Annotated in this window: 29 protein-coding genes; 24 read left to right on the top strand and 5 right to left on the bottom strand. The window is 61.1% G+C overall.

The genetic code is table 11. The annotated features are described in order from the left end of the window. The first annotated feature begins 196 nt into the window (after window positions 1-196). Window positions 197-649 carry a GatB/YqeY domain-containing protein gene (locus tag NE852_RS15590; RefSeq protein WP_008537659.1) on the top strand — a complete coding sequence of 151 codons (453 nt, stop codon included), beginning with the start codon at window positions 197-199 and terminating at the stop codon, window positions 647-649. Here the strand turns inward: NE852_RS15590 and NE852_RS15585 are convergent. Together NE852_RS15585 and NE852_RS15580 are read right to left on the bottom strand one after the other, a co-directional pair. Next, on the bottom strand, window positions 630-1,529 hold the full coding sequence (locus tag NE852_RS15585; RefSeq protein ID WP_258155805.1) for a hypothetical protein: 900 nt from the start codon (window positions 1,527-1,529) through the stop codon (window positions 630-632). The two genes, NE852_RS15590 and NE852_RS15585, sit on opposite strands and share 20 nt — an antisense overlap. A gap of 70 nt (window positions 1,530-1,599) precedes the next feature. After that, window positions 1,600-1,977 (bottom strand): hypothetical protein, encoded by a 378-nt coding sequence (locus tag NE852_RS15580; RefSeq protein WP_164841436.1) that lies wholly within the window; start codon window positions 1,975-1,977, stop codon window positions 1,600-1,602. Between the two features lie 218 nt (window positions 1,978-2,195). Between NE852_RS15580 and dnaG the strand changes: the two genes are divergently transcribed. From dnaG to NE852_RS15495, 17 genes are all read left to right on the top strand, one after another. Further along, complete coding sequence (gene dnaG, locus NE852_RS15575; RefSeq protein ID WP_258155804.1) at window positions 2,196-4,190, top strand: DNA primase; 1,995 nt, start codon at window positions 2,196-2,198, stop codon at window positions 4,188-4,190. After that, complete coding sequence (gene recQ / locus NE852_RS15570; RefSeq protein ID WP_258155803.1) at window positions 4,190-6,055, top strand: DNA helicase RecQ; 1,866 nt, start codon at window positions 4,190-4,192, stop codon at window positions 6,053-6,055. Before dnaG ends, recQ begins: the two co-directional genes overlap by 1 nt. A gap of 69 nt (window positions 6,056-6,124) precedes the next feature. Further along, the gene (locus tag NE852_RS15565; RefSeq protein WP_008530944.1) at window positions 6,125-6,853 is read left to right on the top strand and encodes a bifunctional 2-polyprenyl-6-hydroxyphenol methylase/3-demethylubiquinol 3-O-methyltransferase UbiG; all 729 of its coding nucleotides are present in this window, start codon (window positions 6,125-6,127) and stop codon (window positions 6,851-6,853) included. A gap of 67 nt (window positions 6,854-6,920) precedes the next feature. After that, window positions 6,921-8,108: a glycine C-acetyltransferase gene (locus tag NE852_RS15560; RefSeq protein ID WP_258155802.1), complete on the top strand. Its 1,188-nt coding sequence runs from the start codon at window positions 6,921-6,923 to the stop codon at window positions 8,106-8,108. 216 nt (window positions 8,109-8,324) lie between these two features. Beyond that, window positions 8,325-9,362 (top strand): L-threonine 3-dehydrogenase, encoded by a 1,038-nt coding sequence (tdh, locus tag NE852_RS15555; RefSeq protein ID WP_258155801.1) that lies wholly within the window; start codon window positions 8,325-8,327, stop codon window positions 9,360-9,362. Window positions 9,363-9,371: 9 nt separating this feature from the next. After that, window positions 9,372-9,719, top strand: a complete 348-nt coding sequence (locus NE852_RS15550) for a GFA family protein (RefSeq protein WP_008530952.1) — start codon at window positions 9,372-9,374, stop codon at window positions 9,717-9,719. Window positions 9,720-10,185: 466 nt separating this feature from the next. Then, window positions 10,186-12,243 carry an RNA polymerase sigma factor RpoD gene (rpoD, locus tag NE852_RS15545; protein ID WP_126924255.1) on the top strand — a complete coding sequence of 686 codons (2,058 nt, stop codon included), beginning with the start codon at window positions 10,186-10,188 and terminating at the stop codon, window positions 12,241-12,243. A gap of 316 nt (window positions 12,244-12,559) precedes the next feature. Next, window positions 12,560-12,853, top strand: coding sequence for a GYD domain-containing protein (locus tag NE852_RS15540; RefSeq protein WP_008530955.1), 294 nt, complete (start codon window positions 12,560-12,562; stop codon window positions 12,851-12,853). A gap of 182 nt (window positions 12,854-13,035) precedes the next feature. After that, a complete protein-coding gene (locus NE852_RS15535; protein ID WP_258155800.1) occupies window positions 13,036-13,773 on the top strand; it encodes a DUF930 domain-containing protein in 738 nt (245 codons plus the stop codon). 30 nt (window positions 13,774-13,803) lie between these two features. Beyond that, window positions 13,804-14,904, top strand: a complete 1,101-nt coding sequence (locus tag NE852_RS15530; protein WP_037173066.1) for a DUF930 domain-containing protein — start codon at window positions 13,804-13,806, stop codon at window positions 14,902-14,904. A gap of 102 nt (window positions 14,905-15,006) precedes the next feature. Further along, window positions 15,007-15,168 carry a hypothetical protein gene (locus NE852_RS15525; protein ID WP_003561192.1) on the top strand — a complete coding sequence of 54 codons (162 nt, stop codon included), beginning with the start codon at window positions 15,007-15,009 and terminating at the stop codon, window positions 15,166-15,168. After that, window positions 15,168-15,953 carry an APH(3') family aminoglycoside O-phosphotransferase gene (locus NE852_RS15520; protein ID WP_037173068.1) on the top strand — a complete coding sequence of 262 codons (786 nt, stop codon included), beginning with the start codon at window positions 15,168-15,170 and terminating at the stop codon, window positions 15,951-15,953. Before NE852_RS15525 ends, NE852_RS15520 begins: the two co-directional genes overlap by 1 nt. Window positions 15,954-16,021: 68 nt before the next feature. Next, entirely contained in the window at window positions 16,022-16,825 is an 804-nt protein-coding gene (locus NE852_RS15515; RefSeq protein WP_008530965.1) for an AraC family transcriptional regulator, read from the top strand. Window positions 16,826-16,909: 84 nt separating this feature from the next. Beyond that, on the top strand, window positions 16,910-17,809 hold the full coding sequence (locus NE852_RS15510) for a DMT family transporter (protein WP_008530968.1): 900 nt from the start codon (window positions 16,910-16,912) through the stop codon (window positions 17,807-17,809). 3 nt (window positions 17,810-17,812) lie between these two features. Then, complete coding sequence (locus NE852_RS15505; RefSeq protein ID WP_008530970.1) at window positions 17,813-18,511, top strand: B3/4 domain-containing protein; 699 nt, start codon at window positions 17,813-17,815, stop codon at window positions 18,509-18,511. Window positions 18,512-18,576: 65 nt separating this feature from the next. Further along, window positions 18,577-18,975 (top strand): DUF427 domain-containing protein, encoded by a 399-nt coding sequence (locus tag NE852_RS15500; protein WP_008530972.1) that lies wholly within the window; start codon window positions 18,577-18,579, stop codon window positions 18,973-18,975. 76 nt (window positions 18,976-19,051) lie between these two features. Then, window positions 19,052-19,285, top strand: a complete 234-nt coding sequence (locus NE852_RS15495; protein WP_037173075.1) for a DUF6894 family protein — start codon at window positions 19,052-19,054, stop codon at window positions 19,283-19,285. 439 nt (window positions 19,286-19,724) lie between these two features. Here NE852_RS15495 and NE852_RS15490 read toward each other — a convergent pair whose 3' ends face one another. After that, window positions 19,725-20,744 (bottom strand): 1-aminocyclopropane-1-carboxylate deaminase, encoded by a 1,020-nt coding sequence (locus tag NE852_RS15490; RefSeq protein ID WP_008530975.1) that lies wholly within the window; start codon window positions 20,742-20,744, stop codon window positions 19,725-19,727. Window positions 20,745-20,897: 153 nt separating this feature from the next. On the opposite strand from NE852_RS15490, the gene NE852_RS15485 reads away from it, so the two are divergent. Both NE852_RS15485 and NE852_RS15480 read left to right on the top strand, forming a co-directional pair. Continuing rightward, window positions 20,898-21,359 (top strand): Lrp/AsnC family transcriptional regulator, encoded by a 462-nt coding sequence (locus tag NE852_RS15485; protein ID WP_008530976.1) that lies wholly within the window; start codon window positions 20,898-20,900, stop codon window positions 21,357-21,359. Between the two features lie 76 nt (window positions 21,360-21,435). Further along, window positions 21,436-22,032 (top strand): DUF922 domain-containing Zn-dependent protease, encoded by a 597-nt coding sequence (locus NE852_RS15480; RefSeq protein WP_128623587.1) that lies wholly within the window; start codon window positions 21,436-21,438, stop codon window positions 22,030-22,032. A gap of 32 nt (window positions 22,033-22,064) precedes the next feature. Here NE852_RS15480 and NE852_RS15475 read toward each other — a convergent pair whose 3' ends face one another. Both NE852_RS15475 and NE852_RS15470 read right to left on the bottom strand, forming a co-directional pair. Further along, complete coding sequence (locus NE852_RS15475; protein ID WP_008530978.1) at window positions 22,065-22,415, bottom strand: YidB family protein; 351 nt, start codon at window positions 22,413-22,415, stop codon at window positions 22,065-22,067. Window positions 22,416-22,484: 69 nt separating this feature from the next. Next, on the bottom strand, window positions 22,485-22,964 hold the full coding sequence (locus NE852_RS15470) for a hypothetical protein (RefSeq protein ID WP_008530979.1): 480 nt from the start codon (window positions 22,962-22,964) through the stop codon (window positions 22,485-22,487). Window positions 22,965-23,220: 256 nt separating this feature from the next. On the opposite strand from NE852_RS15470, the gene NE852_RS15465 reads away from it, so the two are divergent. The 4 genes from NE852_RS15465 to NE852_RS15450 all read left to right on the top strand — a co-directional run bounded on the left by NE852_RS15465 (window position 23,221) and on the right by NE852_RS15450 (window position 25,405). Further along, a complete protein-coding gene (locus NE852_RS15465) occupies window positions 23,221-23,574 on the top strand; it encodes a DUF1428 domain-containing protein (RefSeq protein WP_008530981.1) in 354 nt (117 codons plus the stop codon). 99 nt (window positions 23,575-23,673) lie between these two features. Continuing rightward, complete coding sequence (locus tag NE852_RS15460) at window positions 23,674-24,426, top strand: carbonic anhydrase (protein WP_008530983.1); 753 nt, start codon at window positions 23,674-23,676, stop codon at window positions 24,424-24,426. A 127-nt stretch (window positions 24,427-24,553) separates the two neighbouring features. Next, window positions 24,554-24,976, top strand: a complete 423-nt coding sequence (locus NE852_RS15455; protein WP_008530984.1) for a secondary thiamine-phosphate synthase enzyme YjbQ — start codon at window positions 24,554-24,556, stop codon at window positions 24,974-24,976. Window positions 24,977-25,099: 123 nt separating this feature from the next. After that, entirely contained in the window at window positions 25,100-25,405 is a 306-nt protein-coding gene (locus tag NE852_RS15450; protein ID WP_008530985.1) for a hypothetical protein, read from the top strand. Window positions 25,406-25,512: the final 107 nt, after the last annotated feature.

Below are 25,512 nucleotides of genomic sequence, written 5' to 3'. Positions count from 1 at the left end.
CTATGCCGCGCGTCTTCAGGCCTGATCACGAATTTTGGTGCAGGTGGCGGTAGATAGCCACGCAATCGCTTACGGTCAACTCTTTGTAGCCGAGATTGCGGCTGTTTTCCTGCGCTTTGTCGCCCTGACCGCGCAATTTATTTGATCCGCCGCATCAGCGTGGTTTATGAAGCGGCAGCAAAAAAGGAGTAAGACCATGCTGCGCGATCAACTCGCCACCCAGCTGAAAGAGGCGATGAAGGCCAAGGATTCGGAGCGGCTTTCCACCGTCCGCCTCATTCAGGCCGCGATCAAGGACCGCGATATCGCCAATCGCGGCACCGGCAAGGAGCAGGCGAGCGACGACGAGATCCTGCAGATCCTCGCCAAGATGGTGAAGCAGCGCGACGAATCGGCAAAGATCTACGAAGAGAATTCCCGGCCGGAGCTTGCTGCCAAGGAGCGTGCCGAAATCATCGTCATCCAGGATTTCATGCCGAAGCAGCTCTCCGACAGCGAAGTGCGCGCCAACATCTCGGCGATCATTGCGGAGACGGGCTCCTCGGGCGTCAAGGACATGGGCAAGGTGATGGCGGCGCTCAAGGAGCGTTATGCCGGGCAGATGGATTTCGCCAAGGCGTCGGCGACCGTCAAGGAACTGTTGAACTGATGCGCTCGGCCTGCGGTTCGTCGCGGACCGCAGGCCCGAGCACCGCCTCGGCGGCCTGATCGATGATGGCGAATTTCGACGCCTGATAATTCCAGTATTCAAGAATGAAGCGGCCGGACAGCCAGAAGTCGCCCTTGCGGGAAGGCTCGGTCCAGCCGACGCTCTCCATGGTCGCTGCCTGTGTCAGAATTCGCTTCAGGTGGGTGTTGGAGATCATGAACTGTTCGCGGATTTCTCTCAGCGACAGCGGACCGATCGCAACACGCCCGGCCGTCCGGGGAAAATCCGGAAGGCGCGAGATCAGATAGTCCATCACCAGCCCGCCGGAATTCGCCCAATTGAACAGGTTGAAGGTCGGGCCCGGACTGCGCACCGCCTCGCTGCCGATGATCGCCCTTGCGATCAGCGGCTGGATCGCCGCCATCTTCGCGGAGGGATCGGCGCTAATCTTATCGGCGCGTTTACCGCCATCGAGGCTGTCGAGGATCATCATATGGGCGACCAGCCAGCGGATGAAATGCTGCTCGGCGATTTCGGTGGGCTCCAGATAGCGCGTGCGCTTATCGGGGCCGGGAACCGCGCGCAGGAAGCGATAGGCCAGCATTTCCTGCATGAAGGCTGCTGCGGTGTTGCGGCTGGCGATATCGTTCTTGACGGCGAAGTCGATGAAGCGGCCGGAATAGAGACCGCTCCTGCCGTCGTCCGGATGGCCGTAATGAAGTGCAAAGCCGGCATGGGCCATCAGCCAGCGTTGCTGAGCTGCGAAAATCGAGGCGATGCGCGGGCTCTCGCGATAGATCGAAAGCATCTGATTGGCGCAATGCAGTATCGCAGCGAGGAAGCGATCGTCTGCTGCAAGATTTTTCGCAGTAAAGGCCATTGGAGGGGTCCAGGAGTTCGGCGCATACATCTTTCACGCAAGCGCCGCCTGTCAACGGTTTTGTCAATAATCAGTTAATTTCAAAGGGAAATTGTATCAAGGGAAGCCAGAAATTAAGAAGGCAGGAGCTGGGGGCGCTCCTGCCTTCTTGCTCTTTGCTTCCACCGGCACGCAGGGCCGAAGCCCAAGCCGGAGGGTATTTGCAAAGGCACCCTTGCGAAGCGGCGCCGGGGGTAGGGATGGTGCTTCGCTCGGGGATCGCTTTGTTGAGATCGAACCTATTGCGGTGCGGCGGCGTATTCAAATTACAAAAAAATAATGATTGCCGGAAACGGCTGTTTTGAGGGCTTTTAAACGAAGCCTCGGCGAGTGGCCGGAAGATGGAGATACTCCATCGGCGGATTTGACAAGCCCCTGTTTTAAAACGGTTTAATTCAACCGTGCCCAAGGTTGAGACTCCTGCGGAAGCATTTGCGAAAACGGAATTCCTGGTCCCAGAGGACAATAATGTCGCACCCCTGTCGCAGGGGCGATAACGTGTTGTTGATTGGATAATGGACGTTGCCGGCGGCGGGTGCACTTGCCTGTGAATAGCGGGTTTTCCCGACGAGTTTCGTGGCATGGCGCGGCAAAGCAGCTTATATGGAGCTTGGCCAAGAGGTATAAATGCGCTTTTCCAACACCTTTCTCGATGAGATCCGCGATCGCGTTCCGATTTCGAACGTGGTTGCGCGTCGTGTGAGCTGGGACAAGCGCAAAACCAATGTTTCGCGCGGCGACTACTGGGCCTGCTGCCCGTTTCACGGCGAGAAATCCCCGAGCTTCCACTGCGAGGACCGGAAGGGCCGCTATCACTGCTTCGGTTGCGGCGTCACCGGCGACCATTTCCGCTTCCTGACCGAGCTGGAGGGCCTGAGCTTTCCCGAGGCCGTGCAGCAGGTCGCCGACATGGCCGGCGTGCCGATGCCGCTTGCCGACCCTGTCATGGAGAAGCGCGAGAAGGAGCGCGGCTCGCTGATCGACGTCATGGAAATGGCGACGCGCTTCTTCCAGGATCAGCTGCAGACGGCGAATGGGGCAAGAGCGCGCGCCTATCTGCGCGACCGTGGGCTGACGGGACGCACCATCGAAACCTTCCGCCTCGGCTATGCGCCCGACAGCCGTAATGCGCTGAAGGAATTCCTTGCCGGCAAGGGCGTCACCAAGGAGCAGATCGAGGCCTGCGGACTGGTCGTTCATGAAAACGTGCCTGTGTCCTATGACCGCTTCCGCGACCGCATCATGTTTCCGATCCTCTCGTCGCGGGAAAAGGTGATCGCCTTCGGCGGGCGCGCCATGTCGGCGGATGCGCCGGCGAAATATCTGAACTCCAACGAAACCGAGCTCTTCCATAAGGGCAACGTCCTTTACAATTTCGCCCGCGCGCGCCGCGCGATCCAGGGGCCGGGCCGCGGCGATTCCCAGGACGACAACGCGTCCGGCACGATCATCGCCGTCGAAGGCTATATGGACGTGATCGCGCTCTATCAGGCGGGCGTCGAGAACGCCGTAGCGCCGCTCGGCACGGCGCTTACCGAAAACCAGCTCGAACTGCTCTGGAAGATGGTGCCGCAGCCGGTGCTCTGCTTCGATGGCGACGGCGCCGGCATCCGTGCGGCTAATCGCGCCGCCGAACTGGCGCTGCCGCATCTGAAGCCTGGCCGCTCCGTCCGTTTCGCGCTGCTGCCCGACGGCAAGGACCCCGACGATCTCGTGCGCGACGACGGGCGCGCGCCCTTCGACAAGGTGATGAGCCAGGCAAAACCGCTCTCCGAGATGCTTTGGAACCGTGAGATCAACACCGGCAAGTTCGACACGCCCGAGGCGCGCGCCGAACTGGAGGCGCGGCTGAAGCAGCTCGTCGCCGTCATCGCCGACGAGAATGTGCGCCGTCACTACCAGCAGGATATTCGCGACCGGCTGAACGCCTTCTTCCAACCGCAGTTCCAGAACCGCGGCAATGGCGAACGGCGCGGCTTTAACGGCCGGGCAGGCCGCGACAATGCCGGCAAGGCAGGTCCGAAAAGCCCGAACGTCATTTCAGACCGGCTTGCACGCTCCGTCCTGGTGCGCGGCCATCAGGACAACACGGCGCTGCGCGAAAGCGTGCTGGCGCTGACGATCGTCAACCATCCCTCGCTGATGATTGACGACTACGACGAAATTGCTGCGATCGAATATGACAGCAAGCCGCTGCAGCGGCTCTGGTCGGCGATGCTCGGGGCTGCCGCTGTCGTCGCCGGTCCGCATCTGACGCGGGAATATCTGACCGAACGGCTGGAATTCGAGGGCTTCGGCCCGCTGATCAAGAGCCTCGACCAGCAGGTGCGCAATGCCCGGCTCTGGACAGCGACCGAGGAGGCGGCGATGGAGGATGCGCGCGAGGGGTATCGCCAGGCGCTCGCCTTCCACAAACGGGCAAAGGCCTTGCGCCGGCAGAAGATCGAGCTGGAGCGCGAGATTGCGCTTGCGACCGAAGCCGGAGACGGCGAGGCAATAGCCCAGCTGATGCGGGCGCAGCAGGAAGTGCATTTCGAAGGAGTGCGCCTCGAAAACCAGGAAGCGATCATTGACGGCTTCGGCGTGCTTTCCGGCCGCGTCAAAGGGGCCGCGAACCACTGATGCCGCTCAGCGAACGCAATGAACCGGGCTTTTCCGCTTCCGACGCGCTGTTTTCGGCCCGCCGCGCGCCGCTCGATGTCTTGAAGGAGGTCTATGGCTATTCCTCCTTCCGTGGCAAGCAGCAGCAGGTCGTCGAGCACGTGGTATCAGGCGGCGATGCGGTGGTGCTCTTTCCGACAGGAGCGGGCAAATCGCTTTGTTTCCAGATCCCGTCGCTCTGCCGCGACGGTGTGGGCATCGTCGTTTCGCCGCTGATCGCTTTGATGCGCGATCAGGTGGAAGCGATGAAGCAGCTCGGCATCCGCGCCGCGGCGCTCAATTCGTCGCTGTCGCGCGAGGAGTTCGTCGAGGTTCGCCGCGCACTTTCGGCCGGTCGGCTCGACCTTCTCTATGTCACGCCCGAGCGCATCCTGACCGATGGTTTCCGCGACCTGATCGCCAACGAGAGGATCGCGCTGTTTGCGATCGATGAGGCTCATTGCGTCTCGCAATGGGGCCACGATTTCCGGCCGGAATATCGCGAGCTCGGCCGGCTCGGCGAGCAATATCCTGGCGTACCGCGCGTGGCGCTGACGGCGACGGCCGACCCGCATACGCGCGACGATATCGTCGAGCGGCTGGGGCTCAACGATGCCGAGATCTTCACCACCAGCTTCGACCGGCCGAACATCGCCTATGAAATCGTCGAGCGCGACCAGCCGAGACAGCAGCTCCTGCGCTTCCTGTCCGGCCACAAGGACGACAGCGGCATCGTCTATTGCCTGTCGCGCGCCAAGGTCGAGGATACCGCCGAATGGCTGAACGGGCAGGGCATCCGTGCGCTGCCCTATCATGCCGGCATGGACCGGGCGCTTCGAGATGCCAATCAGGATGCTTTCCTGAAAGAAGAGAACCTCTGCCTGGTCGCCACCGTCGCTTTCGGCATGGGCATCGACAAGCCGAACGTGCGTTATGTCGCCCATCTCGACCTGCCGGGCTCGGTGGAGGCCTATTATCAGGAGACTGGGCGCGCCGGCCGTGACGGCCTGCCGTCGGAGGTCTGGATGGCCTATGGCATGGCCGACGTCATCCAGCGCCGCCGGATGATCGACGAGGGCAATGCCGCCGACGAGATCAAGCGGGTCGAGCGCGCCAAGCTCAATGCCTTGCTGGCGATCTGTGAAACCGCCTCCTGCCGCCGGCAGGCGATCCTTGCCCACTTCGGCGAGGCGCATGCCGGCCAGTGCGGCAATTGCGACACCTGCCTGAAACCGGTCGAGACCTGGGAAGGCACGGAAGCGGCGATCAAGGCGCTCGCCGCCGTCTACCGCACCGGCGAGCGGTTCGGCGCCGGCCACGTCATTGATGTGCTGGTCGGCAACGTCAACGAGAAGACCGAGCGTTTCGGCCATGTGGATATGCCCGTCTTCGGCGCCGGCAAGGACATTCCGGCCCGCACATGGCAATCCGTCTATCGTCAACTGCTCGCCATGGGGCTGATCCGCATCGATCATGAAGCCTATGGTGCGTTGAAGCTGGAGCCGGAGGCCCGCGCCGTCTTCAGGCACGAACGGCAGGTCTTCTTCCGCAAGGACAGGCCGGCCTCGGAACGGCGCACCAAGAAGGCCGAGCGCGGCGAGCGCAAATCGGGCCTGTCCGGCGCCGACGGCAGCCTTTTCGAGGCGCTGAGGGCCGAGCGCATGGCGATCGCCAAATCGCTCGGCGTGCCGCCCTATGTCGTCTTTCCCGATACGACGCTGATTGCCTTCGCCACCGAGCGGCCGCGGAGCCGCAAGGAACTGCTCGGCATATCGGGCGTCGGGCAGTCGAAGCTCGAACGCTACGGTGATGCGTTCCTGGAGATCATCCTCGCGCAGGACGGCTGAACGGGCCTGGCCGATCCTTGAGATCGGCGGAAAAGGCATGATAGATGCTGCCTCCGAGGAGGAGTGCCGATGGCCCAGAATATCTACGACCAATCGGAATTTTTCGCCGGATACAGCGCCATGCGCCGCTCCGTCGAAGGGCTTGATGGTGCGGCTGAATGGCCGGCGGTCCGGACCCAGTTGCCGGACCTCACAGGCAAACGCGTTGTCGATCTCGGCTGCGGTTTCGGCTGGTTTGCCCGCTACGCCCGCTCAGTCGGGGCTGCAAGTGTCCTCGGCCTCGACATATCGGAGAATATGATCGGCCGGGCGAGGGCGGATACGCGAGATGACGCGATCACCTATCGGATCAGCGATCTCGAAGAGCTGGAACTGCCCGAAGCCTCATTCGATTTCGCGCATAGTTCGCTCGCTTTTCACTATGTCAAAAATTTCGAGCGGCTTGTCGCCACGGTTTACCGGGCGCTCGTTCCCGGTTCGCATTTCGTCTTTACGATCGAGCATCCGATCTTCATGGCCCCGCGTCATGCCGGCTGGGGCACGGATGTCGATGGGCAGCGCATATGGCCGCTCGATAGCTATGCCATCGAGGGAAGCCGGACGACGGATTGGCTGGCCAAGGGCGTCGTCAAATATCATCGCCGCCTGGGTACTACAATCAACACGCTGGTTTCTGCCGGTTTTGCCATTCGTCATGTTGAGGAATGGGCGCCGAGCGAGCAGGATCTGATCGGCCATCCCGAATGGGCCGAAGAGCTCGATCGGCCGACCTTTCTGCTTGTCTCGGTCGAGCGTTGAGCAAGACAAGCAAGCGGCGATATGCTAACCGACGCTTAGACGGGAAACATCAAGAGAAGGGCCCTCAATGACCTCGAATTTCCTCTCGCACCTCCGCAGCGAACTGGCTGCGCTGAAGGACGCCGGCCTCTATAAGTCCGAACGCGTCATCACGTCGAAGCAGGCCGGCGAAATCGCCATTGCCTCCGGTGAACGCGTGCTGAATTTCTGCGCCAACAACTATCTCGGCCTCGCCGATAACGAGGAACTGGCCGAGGCCGGCAGACAAGCGCTTGACCGCTATGGCTACGGCATGGCCTCGGTGCGCTTCATCTGCGGCACGCAGGAAGAGCATAAGCAGCTCGAAGCGCGCATCTCCTCCTTCCTCGGCATGGAAGACACGATCCTCTATTCCTCCTGCTTCGATGCCAATGGCGGCCTGTTCGAGACGCTGCTCGGCGAAGAGGATGCGATTATTTCCGACGCGCTGAACCATGCCTCGATCATCGATGGCGTGCGTCTCTCCAAGGCCAAGCGTTTCCGCTATGCCAACAATGACATGGCGGCGCTTGAGGAGGAGCTGAAAAAGGCCGAGGGTAGCCGTTTCAAGCTGATCGCCACCGATGGCGTCTTCTCGATGGACGGCATCATCGCCAATTTGGGTGGCGTCTGCGATCTCGCCGAGAAATATGGCGCGATGGTCATGGTCGATGACAGCCATGCGGTGGGTTTCGTCGGCAGGAACGGCCGCGGCTCTCCGGAACATTGCGGTGTCGAGGGGCGGATCGATATCATCACCGGCACGCTCGGCAAGGCGCTCGGTGGCGCTTCCGGCGGCTATACCTCTGCCAGGACCGAGACTGTCGAATGGCTGCGGCAGCGCTCGCGGCCCTATCTGTTTTCGAACACGCTGGCGCCGGTCATTGCCGCCGCCTCGCTCAAAGTGTTCGACCTGATCGAAAATGGCGACGCCTTGCGCAAGCGCCTTTCCGACAATGCCGATCTCTTCCGCCGCGAGATGACCAAGCTCGGCTTCACGCTTGCCGGCGAAGGCCATCCGATCATTCCCGTCATGCTGGGCGATGCTAAGCTCGCGCAGGATATGGCGGGGCTGATGCTGAAGAAGGGGATCTATGTGATCGGCTTCTCCTTCCCCGTCGTGCCGAAGGGCCAGGCCCGCATCCGCACGCAGATGTCGGCGGCGCATTCGAAAGCGGATGTGGAGCGGGCGATTGCGGCTTTTGCCGAGGCAGGTCGGGAGTTGGGTGTGATTTGAGTGAGGTTTGCTCCCTCTTCTCCCCAGCGGGGAGAAGGTGGCCCGAAGGGTCGGATGAGGGGGCGGAGCGAAGCGACGATCGTACGTTTGGCTAGAAATAATATTGGATTTGATGGCCTGCCGTGCCGCCCCCTCATCCGCCCTAACGGGCACCTTCTCCCCGCTGGGGAGAAGAGGGAATAGCGAAGCTGGCGTCAAGAAACGGTGGGAACAGATATGTCGAACATGATGAAGGCGCTGGTCAAGTCGAAGCCGGAAGTCGGGCTTTGGATGGAGAATGTGCCGGTGCCGGAGGCGGGGCCGAACGATGTGCTGATCCGGGTGAAGAAATCGGCGATCTGCGGCACCGACGTGCATATCTGGAACTGGGACCAGTGGGCGCAGAAGACCATTCCGGTGCCGATGGTCGTCGGCCATGAATTCTCAGGCGAGATCGCCGAGATCGGTTCGGCGGTCACCCGCTACCACGTCGGCGAGCGGGTCTCCGGCGAAGGGCATATCGTCTGCGGCAAGTGCCGCAACTGCCGGGCGGGCAGGGGGCATCTCTGCCGCAACACGCTCGGCGTCGGCGTCAACCGGCCGGGTTCCTTCGGCGAGTTCGTCTGCATTCCCGAAAGCAATGTGGTGCCGATCCCGGATGATATTTCAGACGAGATCGCGGCGATCTTCGATCCTTTCGGCAATGCGGTGCACACCGCGCTCTCCTTCGATCTCGTCGGCGAGGACGTGCTCGTCACCGGCGCCGGGCCGATCGGCATCATGGGAGCGCTCGTCGCCAAGCGATCGGGTGCCCGCAAAGTCGTCATCACCGATATCAATCCGCACCGGCTAGAACTGGCGCGCAAGCTCGGCATCGATCACGTGGTCGATGCCTCCAAGGAAAACCTTGCCGACGTGATGAAGGCGATCGGCATGACGGAGGGTTTCGATGTCGGGCTCGAAATGTCGGGTGCGGCACCGGCCTTCCGCGACATGATCGACAAGATGAACAATGGCGGCAAGATTGCCATTCTCGGCATTGCGCCGGCTGGTTTCGAGATCGACTGGAACAAGGTGATCTTCAAGATGCTCAATCTCAAGGGCATTTACGGCCGCGAGATGTTCGAGACCTGGTACAAGATGATCGCCTTCGTCCAAGGCGGCCTCGATCTTTCGCCCATCATTACCCACCGCATCAAGATCGACGATTTCCGCGGCGGCTTCGAGGCGATGCGGTCGGGCAACTCAGGCAAAGTGGTCATGGATTGGATGTGAGGGGACGACATGCTCTATGAAGGAAGCTGCCATTGCGGCAACATTGCTTTCGAGGTCGACGGCGAATTTACCGAGGCGCTCGACTGCAACTGTTCGCTCTGCCGCCGGCGGGGCGGGCTTCTCGCCTTCGCACCGCGCGAGAAGCTGGTGCTGAAGACGCCGGAAGAGAATATCTCGACCTATACTTTCAACAGGCATGTCATCCGGCATCATTTCTGCGCCAATTGCGGCATCATGCCGTTCGGCGAGGGTGTTGCCCCGAACGGTGCGGCGATGGCTGCGATCAATCTGCGCTGCATTCCCGCGATCGATCTCGGCTCGCTGACGGTGAAGCCCTATGATGGGGCGGCGCTTTAGATAATATTTGCGTGAAAGAGGCGAATATACCGCCGGCACAACTGAAAAACGGCCGAAACAACTGTGACGGCGGCCAAAATCCTGGCTGCCCTTGTCTTTTGTTCGCCGCTTCTTAAATAAGGTTCGCAATCGCAGCCGCGGTTCAAAGCCTGTGGATAAGGCTTTTTCCGATATTTCGTGAGCTTTTTTTCTGGAAAAGCTTGACGAGAACAAAAAATGTGGGAATCACCGTTCGACTTGTTGAGATGGTGAACTGGGTCAAGGCGGATCGCGCAACCATGGCCGGAAATCCTGAAGCAAGAAAGCTTTGCTGTCCGGTGCCGGCTATCGTGGTTAATCAGGCTTTAAATGTCATCCCGTTAGGTGGGCAAAGGTGATTCTGGGGCGGCGCGGGCGATGCGCCAGGCCCTGAGACGGCCCATTCACCGTAGCGAGATTGGATAGCGTCAGGAAGGCGACGATATAAATGGCAACCAAGGTCAAAGAGAACGAAGACGCGGAAGTCGAACGCGACGGCGCAAGCGACGGCCCTCTTCTCGATCTTTCTGATGACGCAGTCAAGAAGATGATCAAGGCCGCCAAGAAGCGCGGCTATGTGACGATGGACGAGCTCAACGCCGTCCTGCCGTCCGAGGAAGTGACGTCCGAGCAGATCGAAGACACGATGTCGATGCTTTCGGACATGGGCATCAACGTCATCGAAGACGAAGAAGCCGAGGAAGCCGGTGCTTCTGGCGGCGGCGATGACGACGACGCCGGCGGCGACGAGGAAAGCGAAGGCGGCGAACTCGCGCCTTCGAGCGGCACTGCGCTTGCGACCGCCAAGAAGAAAGAACCGACCGACCGTACCGACGATCCCGTTCGCATGTATCTGCGCGAGATGGGCTCGGTGGAGCTTCTCTCTCGCGAGGGCGAAATCGCGATCGCCAAGCGCATCGAGGCCGGCCGCGAAACGATGATCGCGGGCCTCTGCGAGAGCCCGCTGACCTTCCAGGCGCTGATCATCTGGCGCGACGAACTCAACGAAGGCACGACGCTGCTGCGCGAGATCATCGATCTCGAAACGACTTATTCCGGTCCTGAAGCCAAGGCTGCCCCGCAGTTCCAGAGCCCCGAGAAGATCGAGGCCGACCGCAAGGCCGCCGAGGAAAAGGAAAAGACCCGGCGCGCCCGTTCCGGCGACGACGACATCACCGATGTCGGCGGCGAAAGCATGCCTCCCGAGGAGGAGGAAGAGGACGAGGACGAATCCAACCTTTCGCTGGCGGCAATGGAAGCCGAGCTTCGCCCGCAGGTGATGGAGACGCTGGATACGATCGCCGAGACCTACAAGAAGCTGCGCAAGCTGCAGGACCAGCAGGTCGAGCAGCGCCTGTCGGCATCCGGCACGCTGTCCACCGCCCAGGAGCGCCGTTACAAGGAACTCAAGGACGAGCTCATCAAGGCCGTCAAGTCGCTGTCGCTCAACCAGAACCGCATCGACGCCCTGGTCGAGCAGCTCTACGACATCAACAAGCGCCTCGTTTCCAACGAGGGCCGCCTGCTGCGTCTGGCCGAATCCTATGGCGTCAAGCGCGATAGTTTCCTGGAGCAGTACCAGGGCGCCGAGCTCGATCCGAACTGGATGAAGTCGATCGGCAATCTGGCCGCGCGCGGCTGGAAGGAATTCGCCAAGGGCGAAAACACGACGATCCGCGATATCCGCCAGGAGATCCAGAATCTGGCGACCGAAACCGGCATTTCGATCTCGGAATTCCGCCGCATCGTGCACATGGTGCAGAAGGGTGAGCGCGAAGCGCGCATCGCCAAGAAGGAAATGGTCGAAGCGAACCTTCGCCTCGTCATCTCCATTGCCAAGAAGTACACGAACCGTGGTCTGCAGTTCCTCGACCTCATTCAGGAAGGCAATATCGGCCTGATGAAGGCGGTCGATAAGTTCGAATACCGCCGCGGCTACAAGTTCTCGACCTATGCGACGTGGTGGATCCGTCAGGCGATCACCCGCTCGATCGCCGACCAGGCCCGCACGATCCGTATTCCGGTGCATATGATCGAGACGATCAACAAGATCGTCCGCACGTCGCGCCAGATGCTGCACGAGATCGGCCGCGAGCCGACGCCGGAAGAACTGGCCGAAAAGCTCGCTATGCCGCTCGAAAAGGTCCGCAAGGTCCTGAAGATCGCCAAGGAGCCGATCTCGCTCGAAACCCCTGTCGGTGACGAAGAAGATTCGCATCTCGGCGATTTCATCGAGGACAAGAATGCGCTGCTGCCGATCGACGCCGCCATCCAGGCGAACCTGCGCGAGACGACGACCCGCGTTCTCGCCTCGCTGACGCCGCGCGAGGAACGTGTCCTGCGTATGCGCTTCGGCATCGGCATGAACACCGACCACACACTCGAAGAAGTCGGCCAGCAGTTCTCTGTCACCCGCGAACGTATCCGCCAGATCGAGGCGAAGGCGCTGCGCAAGCTGAAGCACCCGAGCCGCTCCAGAAAGCTGCGCTCGTTCCTCGACAGCTAAGGCTTCGACGACGTCATTCTTATCGGAAAGCCGGGCCTCGTGCCCGGCTTTTGCTTTTGTGATTAGTACCAATGATCGCGGTGGCTTTCTTGTCCCTCCATGGTGACCGGGCTATAATCCGGCCACGGGGGAAGGGATCGATCGCAATGCGAGCGAGAATCGGCGCGTCCCTGACTGGGCTAATCCTCCGCTAGATCCGGATGGCTTTAGGCCGGATCGGCCTAAAATCTGAATCCGGATCTACCTCGAAAAATTGGGCATGATCTCGTCCGAAAGCCGCTTACACTTTTCGGCATCATGCTCGGGGAGGTGCGACATGACCACTTACATCCTTTTGATCAATTGGACGGATCAAGGCATTCGCAACGTTCGCGACTCGGCAAAACGGCTGGACGCGGCCAAAAAATTGCTGGCCGGCGTCGGCGGCTCCTTTAATCAATTCTATCTGACGATGGGCGGGCACGACATGGTCGCCGTCTGCGAGGCGCCCGATGACGCCGTGATGGCGCATTTCACCCTGTCGCTGGCGATGGGCGGCAATGTCCGAACCCAGACGCTCAAGGCTTTCCCGGAAGCCGCATACCGGGATCTCATCGGCTCGCTCGGCTGATCCTGACGAGAGCCGGAATATCTTGATCTTGGAGGTTGCGGAGCCTCGGCTGCGCTGGCAGTGTCGCCGCGTGCTTCAATTTCCCGCGGCAGGCCTCCCGGCCCGAATTCGGCAAGGTCATGATGAAAGCGCTCCTCAGTTTGACGATCTTCATCGATCGCTCGACCGCCGCCACCTGAGCGATGGAACTCGCGGCGGACAATTGGGATGACGGGGGACGGCGAAGCGCAGCTGCGTCATTTGCGCTGCATGTCATTGCAATCCTTCTTCTTCTCTTCCTGCTGCCGAGAGCCGAGCCGCCTCTGCCATCTTTTGATGACGGTCTCTCGGTGGAGATTGTCCCGCAATCGGCGGAAGCGCCGAAGGCGCCTGGGCCTGCTAGGTCGCCTTCGCCGGAAAAGATGAATGCTGAGGTGGACGAGCCCAAAGGCGAGCCGCTGCCGCCGGTCGCGCGTGATCCGGCTGTTGCGGCAATGCTGCCTCCCGTGCCGATCGCTCCACCGGCGCCGAAGCCGGGGGAATTCGTCGCGGCAAGCCGGCTCTTTTCCGACCAGGTGCTTGCCGATCCACGCAGCCGGCGCGCCCGCGAGACGCTGCGGCAGCTCTCCGGCGGTGAGCGCAATCTGCAGCTCTGCGATCTCGAGGCGCTGGAGCAGGTGCGCCGCGCCCGCCCGGCCATGGCGCCCGACTTGCTCGCCCCCTATGCGATGGCGGCGGAGAAGGTGAGCGGCGGCAGCGTGGAAGTGAAGGGCGGCGCTTTTCGCAGCAAGCGCAAATGGTACAACATCCAGTTCAAATGCGAACTCGATGCCGGCTCCGGCAAGGTCGCGTCCTTCGCCTTTCTCGTCGGCAGCGCCATTCCGGAAAATGAATGGCATGAACACAATCTGGTGGCGGACGACGGGCCTGCCGATCAATGAGCTAAACCGCAATCACGAGGTTTTTTCTATTTGTGGCTTGATGCTGCCGGTTTTAAAGGCCACATCGCTGCTGTGACAGAAGAAGACGTGGAACCGGCGGAAACGCAGCACGAAACGAGAAAGCAGCGGCCTGAAATCCGCTGGGGTGTCGTCGCGTCCGTTGTTGCGCACATTCCGATCGTTGCTCTTCTCATTTTCGGACTGCCGAAGATCCAGCCGAAGCCCCCCGAAGACGAGAGCGTCAAGGTGGAACTCGTTCCACCGCCGGAGGAAAAGAAGCCGGAGCCCAAGCCCAAGGAAAAACCACCGGAGCCGAAACCGCCAGAACAGGCGAAGAAGCAACCTCCGCCACCTCCGCCGCCCCCACCGCGGGCTGAAAATAAGCCATTGGAGCAAGCCAAGCCGGCAGCTCCAATGCCGGGTTTGAAACCTGTCTTCGAGTTCGGCGATCGGGACAGCGGACCGAAAAGATCGATGATGGGAAACTCCTCTGGGGGCGAGGCAAAGCCTGCGACGACAGCGCCTCAGCATGACGCAAAGCCGGAACGGGAGCCCGAAGAGGCCTCCGCAGAAAAGCCACAGACCGAGAGGACTCCTGCAAGGCCGGTTCCCGATGATATACAGCTTCCCGAGGTTGCGGCGACCGACGTCTCTCCTGAGCGCAATGCGCCTCTTGCGGAGGCGACGGGTGGAGTCAAGACCGATATCGAGGCGCTCAAGCCACACGAACAGAACCCTCCTGAGCCGCCCAAGACGGACGCAAAAAAGGACAATCTCGTCAAAGCAAAGACCTTGTTTTCGCAGGTCGCCGATGACGATCCCGTGGCGAGAATCGCGATGGATGGCGTGCCGCGCGGTAAACGTGTTGCCCAGCTTTGCAGAAGCGAACTCCAACAACAACTGATCCACGCTTCGCCGAGCTTTCAGCCAATTATTGTACCTAGTCAGAGTTTGCCATATGGCACCGTTCTTGATCTCCGAGCCGCCTTCCGCACAGTTGAAGACTGGTATGATGTACACTTTCGTTGTGAGGTGGACGAGGACGCTTTAAAGGTTGTCTCTTTTGCTTTTGATGTTGGAGACAAGATTCCAAAAGACCAATGGAAAGGCCGAGGCTTTCTGAAATACTGACCTTCACGTGGCACAAGCCTGCTCCGGCAACCAGCCACACGCAAGGAACCGCATCTAGCCTCTCCTCATGGCCGTGATGGTACGGTGAGGAAGGACAATGATATGTCGAACGAGATTGAGCGTTTTCTTGAGCGTCAGGACGAAGCCGTCAGCGCGCTGTTCCTGGAAAACAAGGGCGACGAGCTGACCGATATTCTAGTGGCGGCACTGGAAGAAGCCTTCGAGATCCTTCTCGAGGCCGCGCCCGCCGAAACATTTCATTGATGGTTTCCGAGAGATTGTCTGCCGGTCCGGTGGCGGAGCGCCTGTCAGCATACCGGATGGAGCGGGATGCGCTCGGCCGGTCGGCGGCAAGCGTCTTCCGGCTGGAAGCTCTCGGATTGCCGACCCTTTATCTGAAAGCCGAGGAGGCGGGTCCCTTCGGCGAACTTGCCGACGAGGCAGATAGGCTTCGTTGGCTCAAGGCTTCCGGTCTGCCGTGTCCCGATGTCATTGCCGAGGAGAGTGACGGTGTGCACAATCGGCTGCTCATCGATGCGCTGCCGGGGACCGATCTTGCCAGCGCGTCGGCGTTGACGCCGCTTGCGCGGGTCGAATCGCTGGCGGCAGCACTTCTCGACCTCCATCGCCTGCCGATCGCCTCCTGCCCGTTCGATCATCGCCTGGAAAAGCGCCTGCCGATCGCCAGGGCGCGCATGGAGGCGGGGATCGTCGACGAGGAGGATTTCGATGCGAGCCGGCTTGGGAAAACCGCTGCCGAACTCTTCGCCGAGCTCAAGAGGCTGAGGCCCGGCGACGAGGATCTCGTCGTTTCGCATGGCGATGCCTGCCTGCCGAATTTCATCGCTTCCGACGACCGGTTCTCCGGCTATATCGATTGCAGCCGTCTCGGCGTCGCCGACCGTTACCAGGATATCGCGCTCGCCTGCCGCAGCATCGCCGACAATTTTGGCAAGGGGCTGGTTCAGCCATTTCTTGATCGTTACGGCCTGCCGGCGCCGAATCCGGCAAGGCTCGATTATTACCAGCTGCTCGATGAGTTCTTCTAGCCGCCGCGGTGGTTGCGTCCTGTCCGTCCGGCTGGCAAAGTGACCGGGATCGGACCTGCGGACCAGACATGCCGAAAAACCAGTTCAGGATGCTGCGCTCGGCGCTGGCGGGCGTCGAAGCGGTGGAAGCCGAGACGCGTCACAGCTTCAGCAGGCATACGCATGAGCAGTTCGGCATTGGCCTCATCCTTGCCGGCGCGCAGAAATCGCTGAGTGGGCGCGGCATGGTGGAGGCCGAGGCCGGCGAGATCATCACGGTCAATCCGAACGAGGTGCATGACGGCGCGCCGATCGGCGAAGGGCGATCCTGGCGCATCCTCTATTTCGATCCTGCCATCGTCACCGGTCTGTCGCGTGAGATCCGCGAGAGTGGGACGGGACAGTCGGAGATTCCAAATCCCGTCATCCGCAACCGTGCGATCGCCGCCCGCTTCGACACACTGTTTCGCGCGGTGACCGGCGAGACAGCCGACGCATTGCTGCATGAGGAACTGCTTCTGCAGCTCGTTGCCGATGTCATGCGGGAATATGCCGGGCAAGAAGACCGGACGGCAGTGCCGGCATCCATCCGCGCGGCGCGGGATCTGATCGACAGCGATCCGCTTGCATCAGTCTCGCTTGCCGATCTTTCCCGGGAAAGCGGGCTCAGCCGCTTCCAGGTGCTGCGCGGTTTCGCCAAGGCGACGGGAATGACGCCGCATGCCTATCTCGTGCAGGCCCGCATCCATATCGCCCGGCGGCTGATTTCCGCCGGCACGCCGCTTGCGGAGGCAGCCTTTGCCAGCGGTTTTGCCGACCAGAGCCATATGACGCGGGTCTTTGTACGCAAATACGGGCTGTCGCCGCGCTCTTATGCCTCCGCTTTTCTCTGAGCAGCGGCACGGCGTCTGCAATTTCGTTCAAGACCTCAGACAGGTCCCTGGTGTTTCGTCGGCGCTTCCAACAGGAGACGTTGAATGTCGAGACAGGTTCAGGGACATCTCTATCTGGCGCTGGCCATGCTGACGGTGGGAAGCACGGTCATTGCGAGCAAGCTCATCGCTTCGGGCCTGCCGCCGTTTACCGCGACCGCCCTGCGCTTCGCTCTCGCCTTTCCGGTCTTCCTCGTGCTGATGCGGGTGACCGGCACGCGGCTGCCGAAGTTCTCCCGTCATGACCGCTTCATCCTCGTCGTCCAGGCCGGCGCGGGCAGCGTCGGTTACACCACGCTGCTGATTACAGGCCTCGGGCTGACCTCGGCGGCCGATGCCGGCGTCATCATCGGCACGTTGCCGGTGGTCTCGGCTGCAATTTCCATTCTGCTGCTTCGCGAGCGGCCGCAGCGCTCTTTGCTTCTTGCCATAGCCTTTGCGACAGCAGGCGTGCTTTCGATCGCCTTCACGCCGGATGCGGCCGGTGGGTCGCTCTTCGGCAATGCGTTGATCGTCCTGGCGGTCGTCTGCGAAGGGCTGTTCATCCTTCTGAACAAACGGCTGAAGGCGGAGATTGCGCCGCTTTGCCAATCGACACTGATGACCGGCATCGGCTTGGTCGTCTCAGCGATTCCCGCGGTTTTCGAGGCGCCTTTCGCCCATGATGTTTCCGCAAGCGCCGTCGCTGCCGTGGTCTATTATGCGCTGGTGCCGACCGTCGGCGGGTTTCTGCTCTGGTATGCGGGCGCGGAACGGGTGAGCGGCACGGAAGCCTCGCTCTTCACCGCGCTTGCCCCGGTTTGTGCCGTCATGCTCGCTTTCGTCATCCTCGGCGAGCCGGTCGGGCTCAACCAGGTCGCCGGCATTGCCTGCGTGCTGGCCGCCGTGTTCGGGCTTGCCCTGGCCGGAAGCCGTGTCACAACGAACATTGCCGGGGAGAGATAGGCCATGCAGTTCAGCCACTCCAATGCCATATGGCAGGTCTTTCCGGAGCTTCGCGCCGGCGCGCTTCACGTCGAGGGCATTCATGCGGCGGCAGATGTCGGGGCGGCGATCGCAAGCTTCTGTGCGATTGCCAAGACCCGGCTCGCCCAAGCGCCGGAAGGCGAATTCCCTGAGATCCAGGCCTGGCGGCGCGGCTTTTCCCGCATGGGACTGAAGCCGACGCAATATCGCTCGGCGTCCGAAGCGCTGTTGCGCCGCTTTCGCCAGGAACAGGCGCTGCCGCGCCTCAATCCGCTCGTCGATCTCTGCAATGCGATTTCGCTCGCCTTCGCGATGCCGATTGCCGTCTTCGATACGGAAAAGATTGCCGGCGATCTCGAGGTGCGGCGGGCAACGGGGCATGAAACCTATCTCACCTTCGGCGGCGAGATCGAATATCCCGAGCAGGACGAGGTGATCTTTGCCGATGACGAGGGGAAAGCGCATGCGCGACGCTGGACGAACCGCCAGAGCGGGCGTTCGGCAGTGCGGGAGACAACGCGCTCGGTGCTGATCGTCGCCGAGGCGCTGCATGCCTCCGCCGGCGAGGATGTCGCCAGGCTGGTTGGGACAGTCGCCGATGCGCTCGCGCAACATTGGCCGGTTGCACCGAAGACGGCGATGCTCACTTCGGTTTCGCCGCGCTTCGAATTCCCGGTTTGAGACCTTGGGCCGGGTCCTTGCGCGCCCTATCTGAGTGGGATCGATATCTTCTGGAGACGAAGCTCATGGCGGACAAGTCAATCAAGATTCCGGGGCCGGACCATCCGATTTCCATCGAGCATAACCCCTCCCGAGTCGTCGTGACCGTTGGCGGCAAAGTCATTGCCGACAGCCACAATGCGCTGACGCTGCGCGAGGCCTCTTATCCGCCGGTGCAGTATATTCCGCGCCGGGACGTGGACATGTCGCTGCTTCGGCGCACCGACCACAGCAGCCATTGCCCCTATAAGGGCGATGCCTCCTATTACAGTATCACTCCGGGCGGTAAGCGTTCTGAGAATGCGGTCTGGACCTACGAGGCGCCGAATGCGGCCGTCAGCAGCATCAAGGACCATCTCGCCTTCTATCCCGACCGCGTCGACGGCATCGAGGAATTGGCTTCGCCGGAGGCCGGCAGCTTCTGATGGTTCGGCTGCAAATCCGATCTGGCGGAACATGTCGCCCAACGGATCGTTAGCAGCATAATCGATGGAGCATGCCGTGCCGAAATTCTACTTCCGACTTTTCGACCGCGATGGCGCCGGAGCAACCGAGATGGGCCATGATTTTGCGTCCGTCGAGGTCGAAAAGTCGGAAGCGCGTCGCATCCTCGCCGAGATGGCCGCCGAAGGGCTGCCGTCGGCGCCTCTCAACATGTTTTCGGTGGAACTTTTCGATGAAAGCCGCAAGCCCGTCACGGAAATCCGGCTGATCCTCGAGGAAATTACCAGATAGCCGCAGGTTCGGCCTTCCATCCCGTCAAATCCCTGTCGATGCGGCGAGAGCATCGCCAAACCGGCGGCTCCCTTTAACGGCCGCCGCTTTTGGAGCCATTCATTGCTGAAGACGAGGCTGGCGACCGTGACAGGTTCGCCGCTTTCGTCGCGAACGGTGACGGCGATGATCGAGTGATCACCTGCATTTCCCGGGAGGTCGCAGCAGACATTTCTGCTGCGAATGTCACCAAAGCCCTCGACATGCTTGCTGTCGATAGCGATGGGCTTCAAGTCTCCACGGCATGGATAACCTGTCGTCGATAGACCTCAACCTCCTCGTTGCCTTCGACGCCATCATGGCTCTTTTCCGATCTCGCCAGGGTGAAGACGCTGCAGGGCTGATGCCTCTCGCCCGGAACTGTGCAGCAGTTCCGGGATAACGACACGCATGCCTGCGGTTACCCCTCGCGGTAGTAGTAGCTGTAGCCGTTCAGCGCCGGCGCGCCGCCGAGATGGGCGTAGAGGACCTTCGACCCCTCGGGGAAGAAGCCTTTGCGGGTGAGGTCTATCAGGCCCTGCATGGATTTGCCCTCATAGACGGGGTCGGTGATCATGGCCTCTGTGCGGGCGGCAAGGCGGATCGCCTCGTTGGTCTCCTCGGACGGCACGCCATAGGCCGGGTAGGCGTAATCGGGATTGATGACGATTTCGTCGTCGCGAATGGCGCGACCGAGCCCGACCAATTCCGCGGTGTTGTCGACGATGTGACGGACCTGCGCGCGCGTCTGATCGAGCGTGCCCGAGGCATCGATGCCGATCACCCGGTCGGCGCGGTTCTGCGCGGCGAAGCCGACGATCATGCCGCCCTGCGTCGATCCCGTGACGACGCAGACGATGATGTAATCGAACTTGAAGCCGAGCGCTTCTTCCTGCTTTGCGACTTCCTCGGCAAAGCCGATATAGCCGAGGGCGCCAAATTTGTGCACCGAGGCGCCTGCCGGGATCGGATAGGGCTTGCCGCCGGCATCCTTCACGGACTGGATGGCATCCTCCCAGCTCTTGCGGATGCCGATGTCGAAACCGTCATCGACAAGGCGGCTGTCGGCGCCCATCAGCCGCGTCATCAGGATATTGCCGACACGATCGTAGACGGCGTCGTAATGCGGCACCCATTTCTCCTGGATGACCACGCATTTCATGCCGATCTTGGCGGCTGTTGCCGCGACCATACGGGTATGGTTGGACTGTACGCCACCAATGGAAACCAGCGTATCGGCGCCTGAAGCGATCGCATCCGGCACGATATATTCGAGCTTTCTGAGCTTGTTGCCCCCCATGGCGAGACCCGAATTGCAGTCGTCGCGCTTGGCGTAGATCTGCACCTTTCCGCCGAGCGCCTGCGTCAATCTCGGAAGATGCTCGATCGGCGTGGGGCCGAAGGTGAGGGGATAGCGTTCGAATTTGTCGAGAAGGGACATGGCAGCGCTCCGTGATGGCATGGTCGCGGATCGTAAGGCAAACCCTCTGAAAGGTGCTCTCTATTTTTGGAGGCATTCTTTCGTTTCAGAAGAAATTCTCGTATTCATCTGAAATCATCTGCAATGTTTTTACTCAAAACGGAAGATTCTTTCATGGAGCCGTTGGACCGGATCGACGTCAAGATTTTGCGTGCCTTGCAGGCGGAAGGCCGATTGACGAATGCCGAGCTTGCGGAGCGCGTCAGCGTCAGCCCCGCCACCTGTCACCGGCGCACGCAGCGGCTGTTCGACGAGGGTTACATCACCGGCGTCAGGGCGGAAGTCGCGCCTGCCTCGGTTGGCCTCGGGGCGCTTGTGATGGTCGGCGTGGTCCTCGACCGCTCGACGCCGGAGAGTTTCGCGGCCTTTGAAAGTGCCGTGCTCGAATTGAAGGATGTCCTCGACTGCAATCTGGTCGCCGGTGATTTCGATTACCTGCTGAAGATCAGGGTCCGCGACATGGCTGATTTCAACAAGCTGCATGGGCAAAAGCTGATAGCGCTTCCCGGTGTCCGGCAGACCCGCACATTTTTCGTCATGAAGGAGGTCAAGGAAAATGCGCGCCTGCCGTTCTGACGCCGCTTTCTGCCTCGTTGAAACCTACACCCGCTCCGACTAGGGTCCGCGCTGGACATCATTCGGCGGGGTTGGCGTGAAAACAGGTTTTTTATTCTTCGTATTGGCGGCGGTCTTCGTGTCGGCGCCGGTTGTTGCTTCGGCCGAGTGGCAGGCTGTCGAAGACGTCAGGCCCTATTCGATTTCAGGCAAGACCGGAGCCGAGCTTTATGAATCGATCGGGATGCGTGGGCCTGAGGTCGGCATCGGCCGGGTGATCGCGCATACGACGTTCAAGCTGACCTGGACCCGCAAGTACGAACCGCAGGGCAATGCCTGCGTCATCACGACCAATCGGCCGAAGCTGATCATCACCTATACGCTGCCGAAGCCGGCGGCCGCGCTGCCGCCGGCCGTTAGGAGCAGTTGGGACGCCTTCATCTCGGGCGTGCAGGCTCATGAACGGGTGCATGGCGAGACGATCAAGGACATGGTCAAGGAGATCGAGGCGATGAGCATCGGCCTCACCGTCGCCGACGATCCCGACTGCAAGAAGATCAGGATCGAGCTGACGCGCCGCCTCGGCGAGATCTCCCAGAGGCAGCGCCAGCGCGGCCGGGACTTCGACAAGGTCGAACTCGGCGACGGCGGCAATGTCCAACAGCTCATCCTCAAGCTGGTCAATGGACCCTGATCGGGCCGAAGCGCGCTATGGCGCGTTGAATGTCAGGAACTGCGGATCGTCCCATCAGGGCTTGCCTGATCGACCGCCGCCGGCAGGTGTTGCGCCAGAATATTCGCCACTTGATCTGTGGGCACGCCAAGCTTCTGCGCCAGCGAGACGAGATATTCGTTCGACAGCGCGGAGCGGATTTCATCCGGTGTGATCGGCTGGTTTTCGCCGCGTCCGAGCCAGGAATTGACCTGTGATCCCAAGCCCGCTTCGTTCAGCTTCGCCACCACGCCGTCCAGCCCGCCGAATTGGGAAAAGGCATCGGCCATCAGGCCGCCCAGGCCGCCCGGGTGGCTGCTGATCGCCTTTCCCAGCAAGCCGCCCAAATTGTCAAATAAACTCATTGCATCCTCCTTATGGATCGTTGTCGACGCCGCCTTAGGGCGACGCCGACGATTGCCAGTGAGATGACGTCAGGACTTCAGTTTGCTGTTGCAGATGCTGTAGTAGCCGCCACCCTTCTTGATCCAGGTGAGGCCGTTCAGCGTGTTGCTCGCCTTGTTGGCATTGTATTGATCGAGGCAGGTATGCATTCTCGCTTTGCCCGGGGACTCGCTTGCATATTTCTCCGAGACCTTCGTGGGGAACGTCACGCCTTTCGGAGCCTTGGCCGTGGTTGCCGGCGGCTCGGCTGCGTTGTCCGTATTGGCCATTGTCGGCTCTTCGTTCTTGGCATCGCCCGCAGCAGGTGCCGCGGGTGCTGCCGCTGCGTCGGTTCCGCATTGCGACTTGCGGAAATCATTCCATTTCATTCCGTTCAGGCTGTTGGCCGCCTGCGCCGCTTTGTATTTGGCGCTGCATTCCTTCATCGTCAGGGCATTCGCGTGAGACGCGAAGGTGAATGCTCCGATACCAAGGGCGATGGCTGTTGCGATAGAAGCAAGCTTGATCATGAATACATCCTCCACGAACTGTGTTGATGCCGACGCCTGAACGCGGGCACACACGCCGTTTGGGTGAGTACCGTCAGGCCACTCCAGATCGGAGAGAAATACTGTCAAATTTTAGGCGATGCTCATATAAGTACGTAATAAATCAAGAAATATTAATTTAGATGTGCTGCCAATCGGTCTCCCCGTGGGTGGACCTGTCCGATCGGTCTCCTATCTCTCCCGTCAAAACGAGGCGCAGACGCGCGGGAGAAGTGAGATGTCCTATGTCGATGGGTTCGTTGTGGCGGTTCCGAAGGAGAATATCGAGGCATACAAGAAGTTCTCGACTTTCGCCGGCTCGATCTGGAAGGAATACGGCGCGCTCGAATATGTCGAATGCATCGGCGACGATGTGCCCTACGGCGAGCTGACCTCCTTTCCCCGCGCCGTGCAGGCGAAGGAGGATGAGGTGGTGGTGTTTTCGTGGATTACCTACCGGTCCCGGCAGGAGCGCGACGATATCAATGCCAAGGTGATGGCCGATCCCCGGCTCAAGGGCGACCAATGGCAGATGCCGTTCGACGGCAAGCGGATGATCTATGGCGGCTTCGAGACGCTGCTCAAGCTCTGATTGTTCCCGCCCGATGCGTTCAATCCGTTCGCGGTTGTGATATAGTCCGCCAGCGTTTCGCCGGGCCGCAGCTGACGCCTGGCAATGGGGGGAGCGGACATGCAGCGGCGCAACTTCATCAAGGGACTGATCGTGCTTGGCGCCTGCCCGGCCTGCGCCAGGGCGGCGCTTGCCGCCGGGGGGCCGCATTGGAGCTATGAGGGCCAGTCCGGCCCGGACCACTGGGGCGCGATGGCGCCTGACAATGCCGCCTGCTCGGCCGGTTCGCAGCAATCGCCGCTCGATCTGACCGGCGCCGTCAAGGCGGAGCTTCCGCCGCTTGAGATCGACTGGAAGGCGGGCGGTAAAATCGTCAATAACGGGCACACGATCCGGGTCAACACGCCCGCGGGCAGCAGGCTTTCGCGCGGTGGCAAGAGTTACGAACTGCTGGAATATCATTTTCATGCGCCGAGCGAGCACCATGTCGACGGACAGAAATTCCCGATGGAGGCGCATTTCGTCCATCGGCACAAGGAGACTGGCGCGCTGGGAGTGCTCGGTGTCTTCGTGACGCCGGGGGCCGCCAATTCCGATTTCTCGCGGCTCGCCGCCGCCTTTCCGAAAAAGGCGGGCGGGGAGGCCGCCGTCGACGATGTCGATCCGAACGGCTTGCTGCCGAAGGAGCGCAGCTATTGGTCCTATGAGGGATCGCTGACGACGCCGCCGTGCAGCGAGATCGTCGACTGGATGGTTCTGAAGCAGCCGATCGAGGTCGATGAAAAGGATATAAAGGCCTTCACGTCGCTCTATCCGATGAACGCCCGGCCGGTGCTCGCCGCCAACCGGCGTTTCATCCTGTCGTCATTTTGAGGCAAAGCATTTACTCGCCCGGGCGAGCTTGACTTGCCCCGGCGAGCTTGACTTGCCCCGGCGAGCTTGACTTGCCGGCCAGGGCGCGCCAACTCGCGGGGATAGCCTTGCGAGATAGGAAGACGCCTTGCCCCAGACGATCCTCACACTGTCCACGCGCGGACAGGGCCTTTACGAATTCACCGATGAGGCGGATGCCTTCGTCAGCGCGTCGGGACGGGACGAGGGGCTGCTCACCGTCTTCGTGCGCCACACATCCTGCTCGCTGCTGATCCAGGAAAACGCCGATCCCGACGTGCGCACAGACCTTATCTCGTTCTTCAGCCGCCTCGTGCCGCCGGCCTCCGATCCCGCGATGGGTTGGGTCGTGCACCGGGACGAAGGGCCGGACGATATGCCGGCGCATATCAAGTCGGCGCTGACGCAGGTATCGATCGGCATTCCCGTCGCGAGCGGCCGCCTGATGCTCGGAACCTGGCAGGGCCTCTATCTCTTCGAACATCGCGACCGGCCGCATCGGCGGGAAATCGTCCTGCATCTCAGCCCCTGAAAGGGTTAATCCTTCTGAATGAGAAGTGAATGCCTGGTTCGAACGCCATTCAGTTTGCAGCGTTTACTGTCGAGACAATCCCTGAAAGGGGAGCTTTGTAATATCCCTCGACGGAGACACTCCATGACGCATTTCCTCGCCAAGGCTTCGCTTGCCGCATTGCTCGCCCTCTGCGCCATTCCGGCCACCGTTTCCACGGCAGCCGCCGCGGGACCGCAGACCCGCTACGCCATCGAAGCGCAATATCATCAGCCCATTCACGGTTGCTCGCCGATGCAGGCGGTGCGCAAGGCGCACTATTTCGGCCTGCGGGACGTCCGCATCACTCGCATGTCGCCGCGTGTCGTCGTCGTTGCCGGGCGCGACCGCCGCGGCTGGGACAGGATCACCTTCGCCAATGTGCGCGGCTGCCCGCTGATCCGGCGCTGAGGCGGCGCTTGCCGCCGGTTTGCCTTGACTGCGCCACTTTCAGCCGTCTTTTGTCTAATCCGTATGGGTGATTCCCGCATGATGGTGCGGCGTGATGCGGAGAGTGG

This window comes from Rhizobium sp. Pop5, assembly GCF_024721175.1.
Lineage (GTDB): Bacteria > Pseudomonadota > Alphaproteobacteria > Rhizobiales > Rhizobiaceae > Rhizobium.
This window is presented reverse-complemented; position numbering and strand designations above follow the sequence as displayed.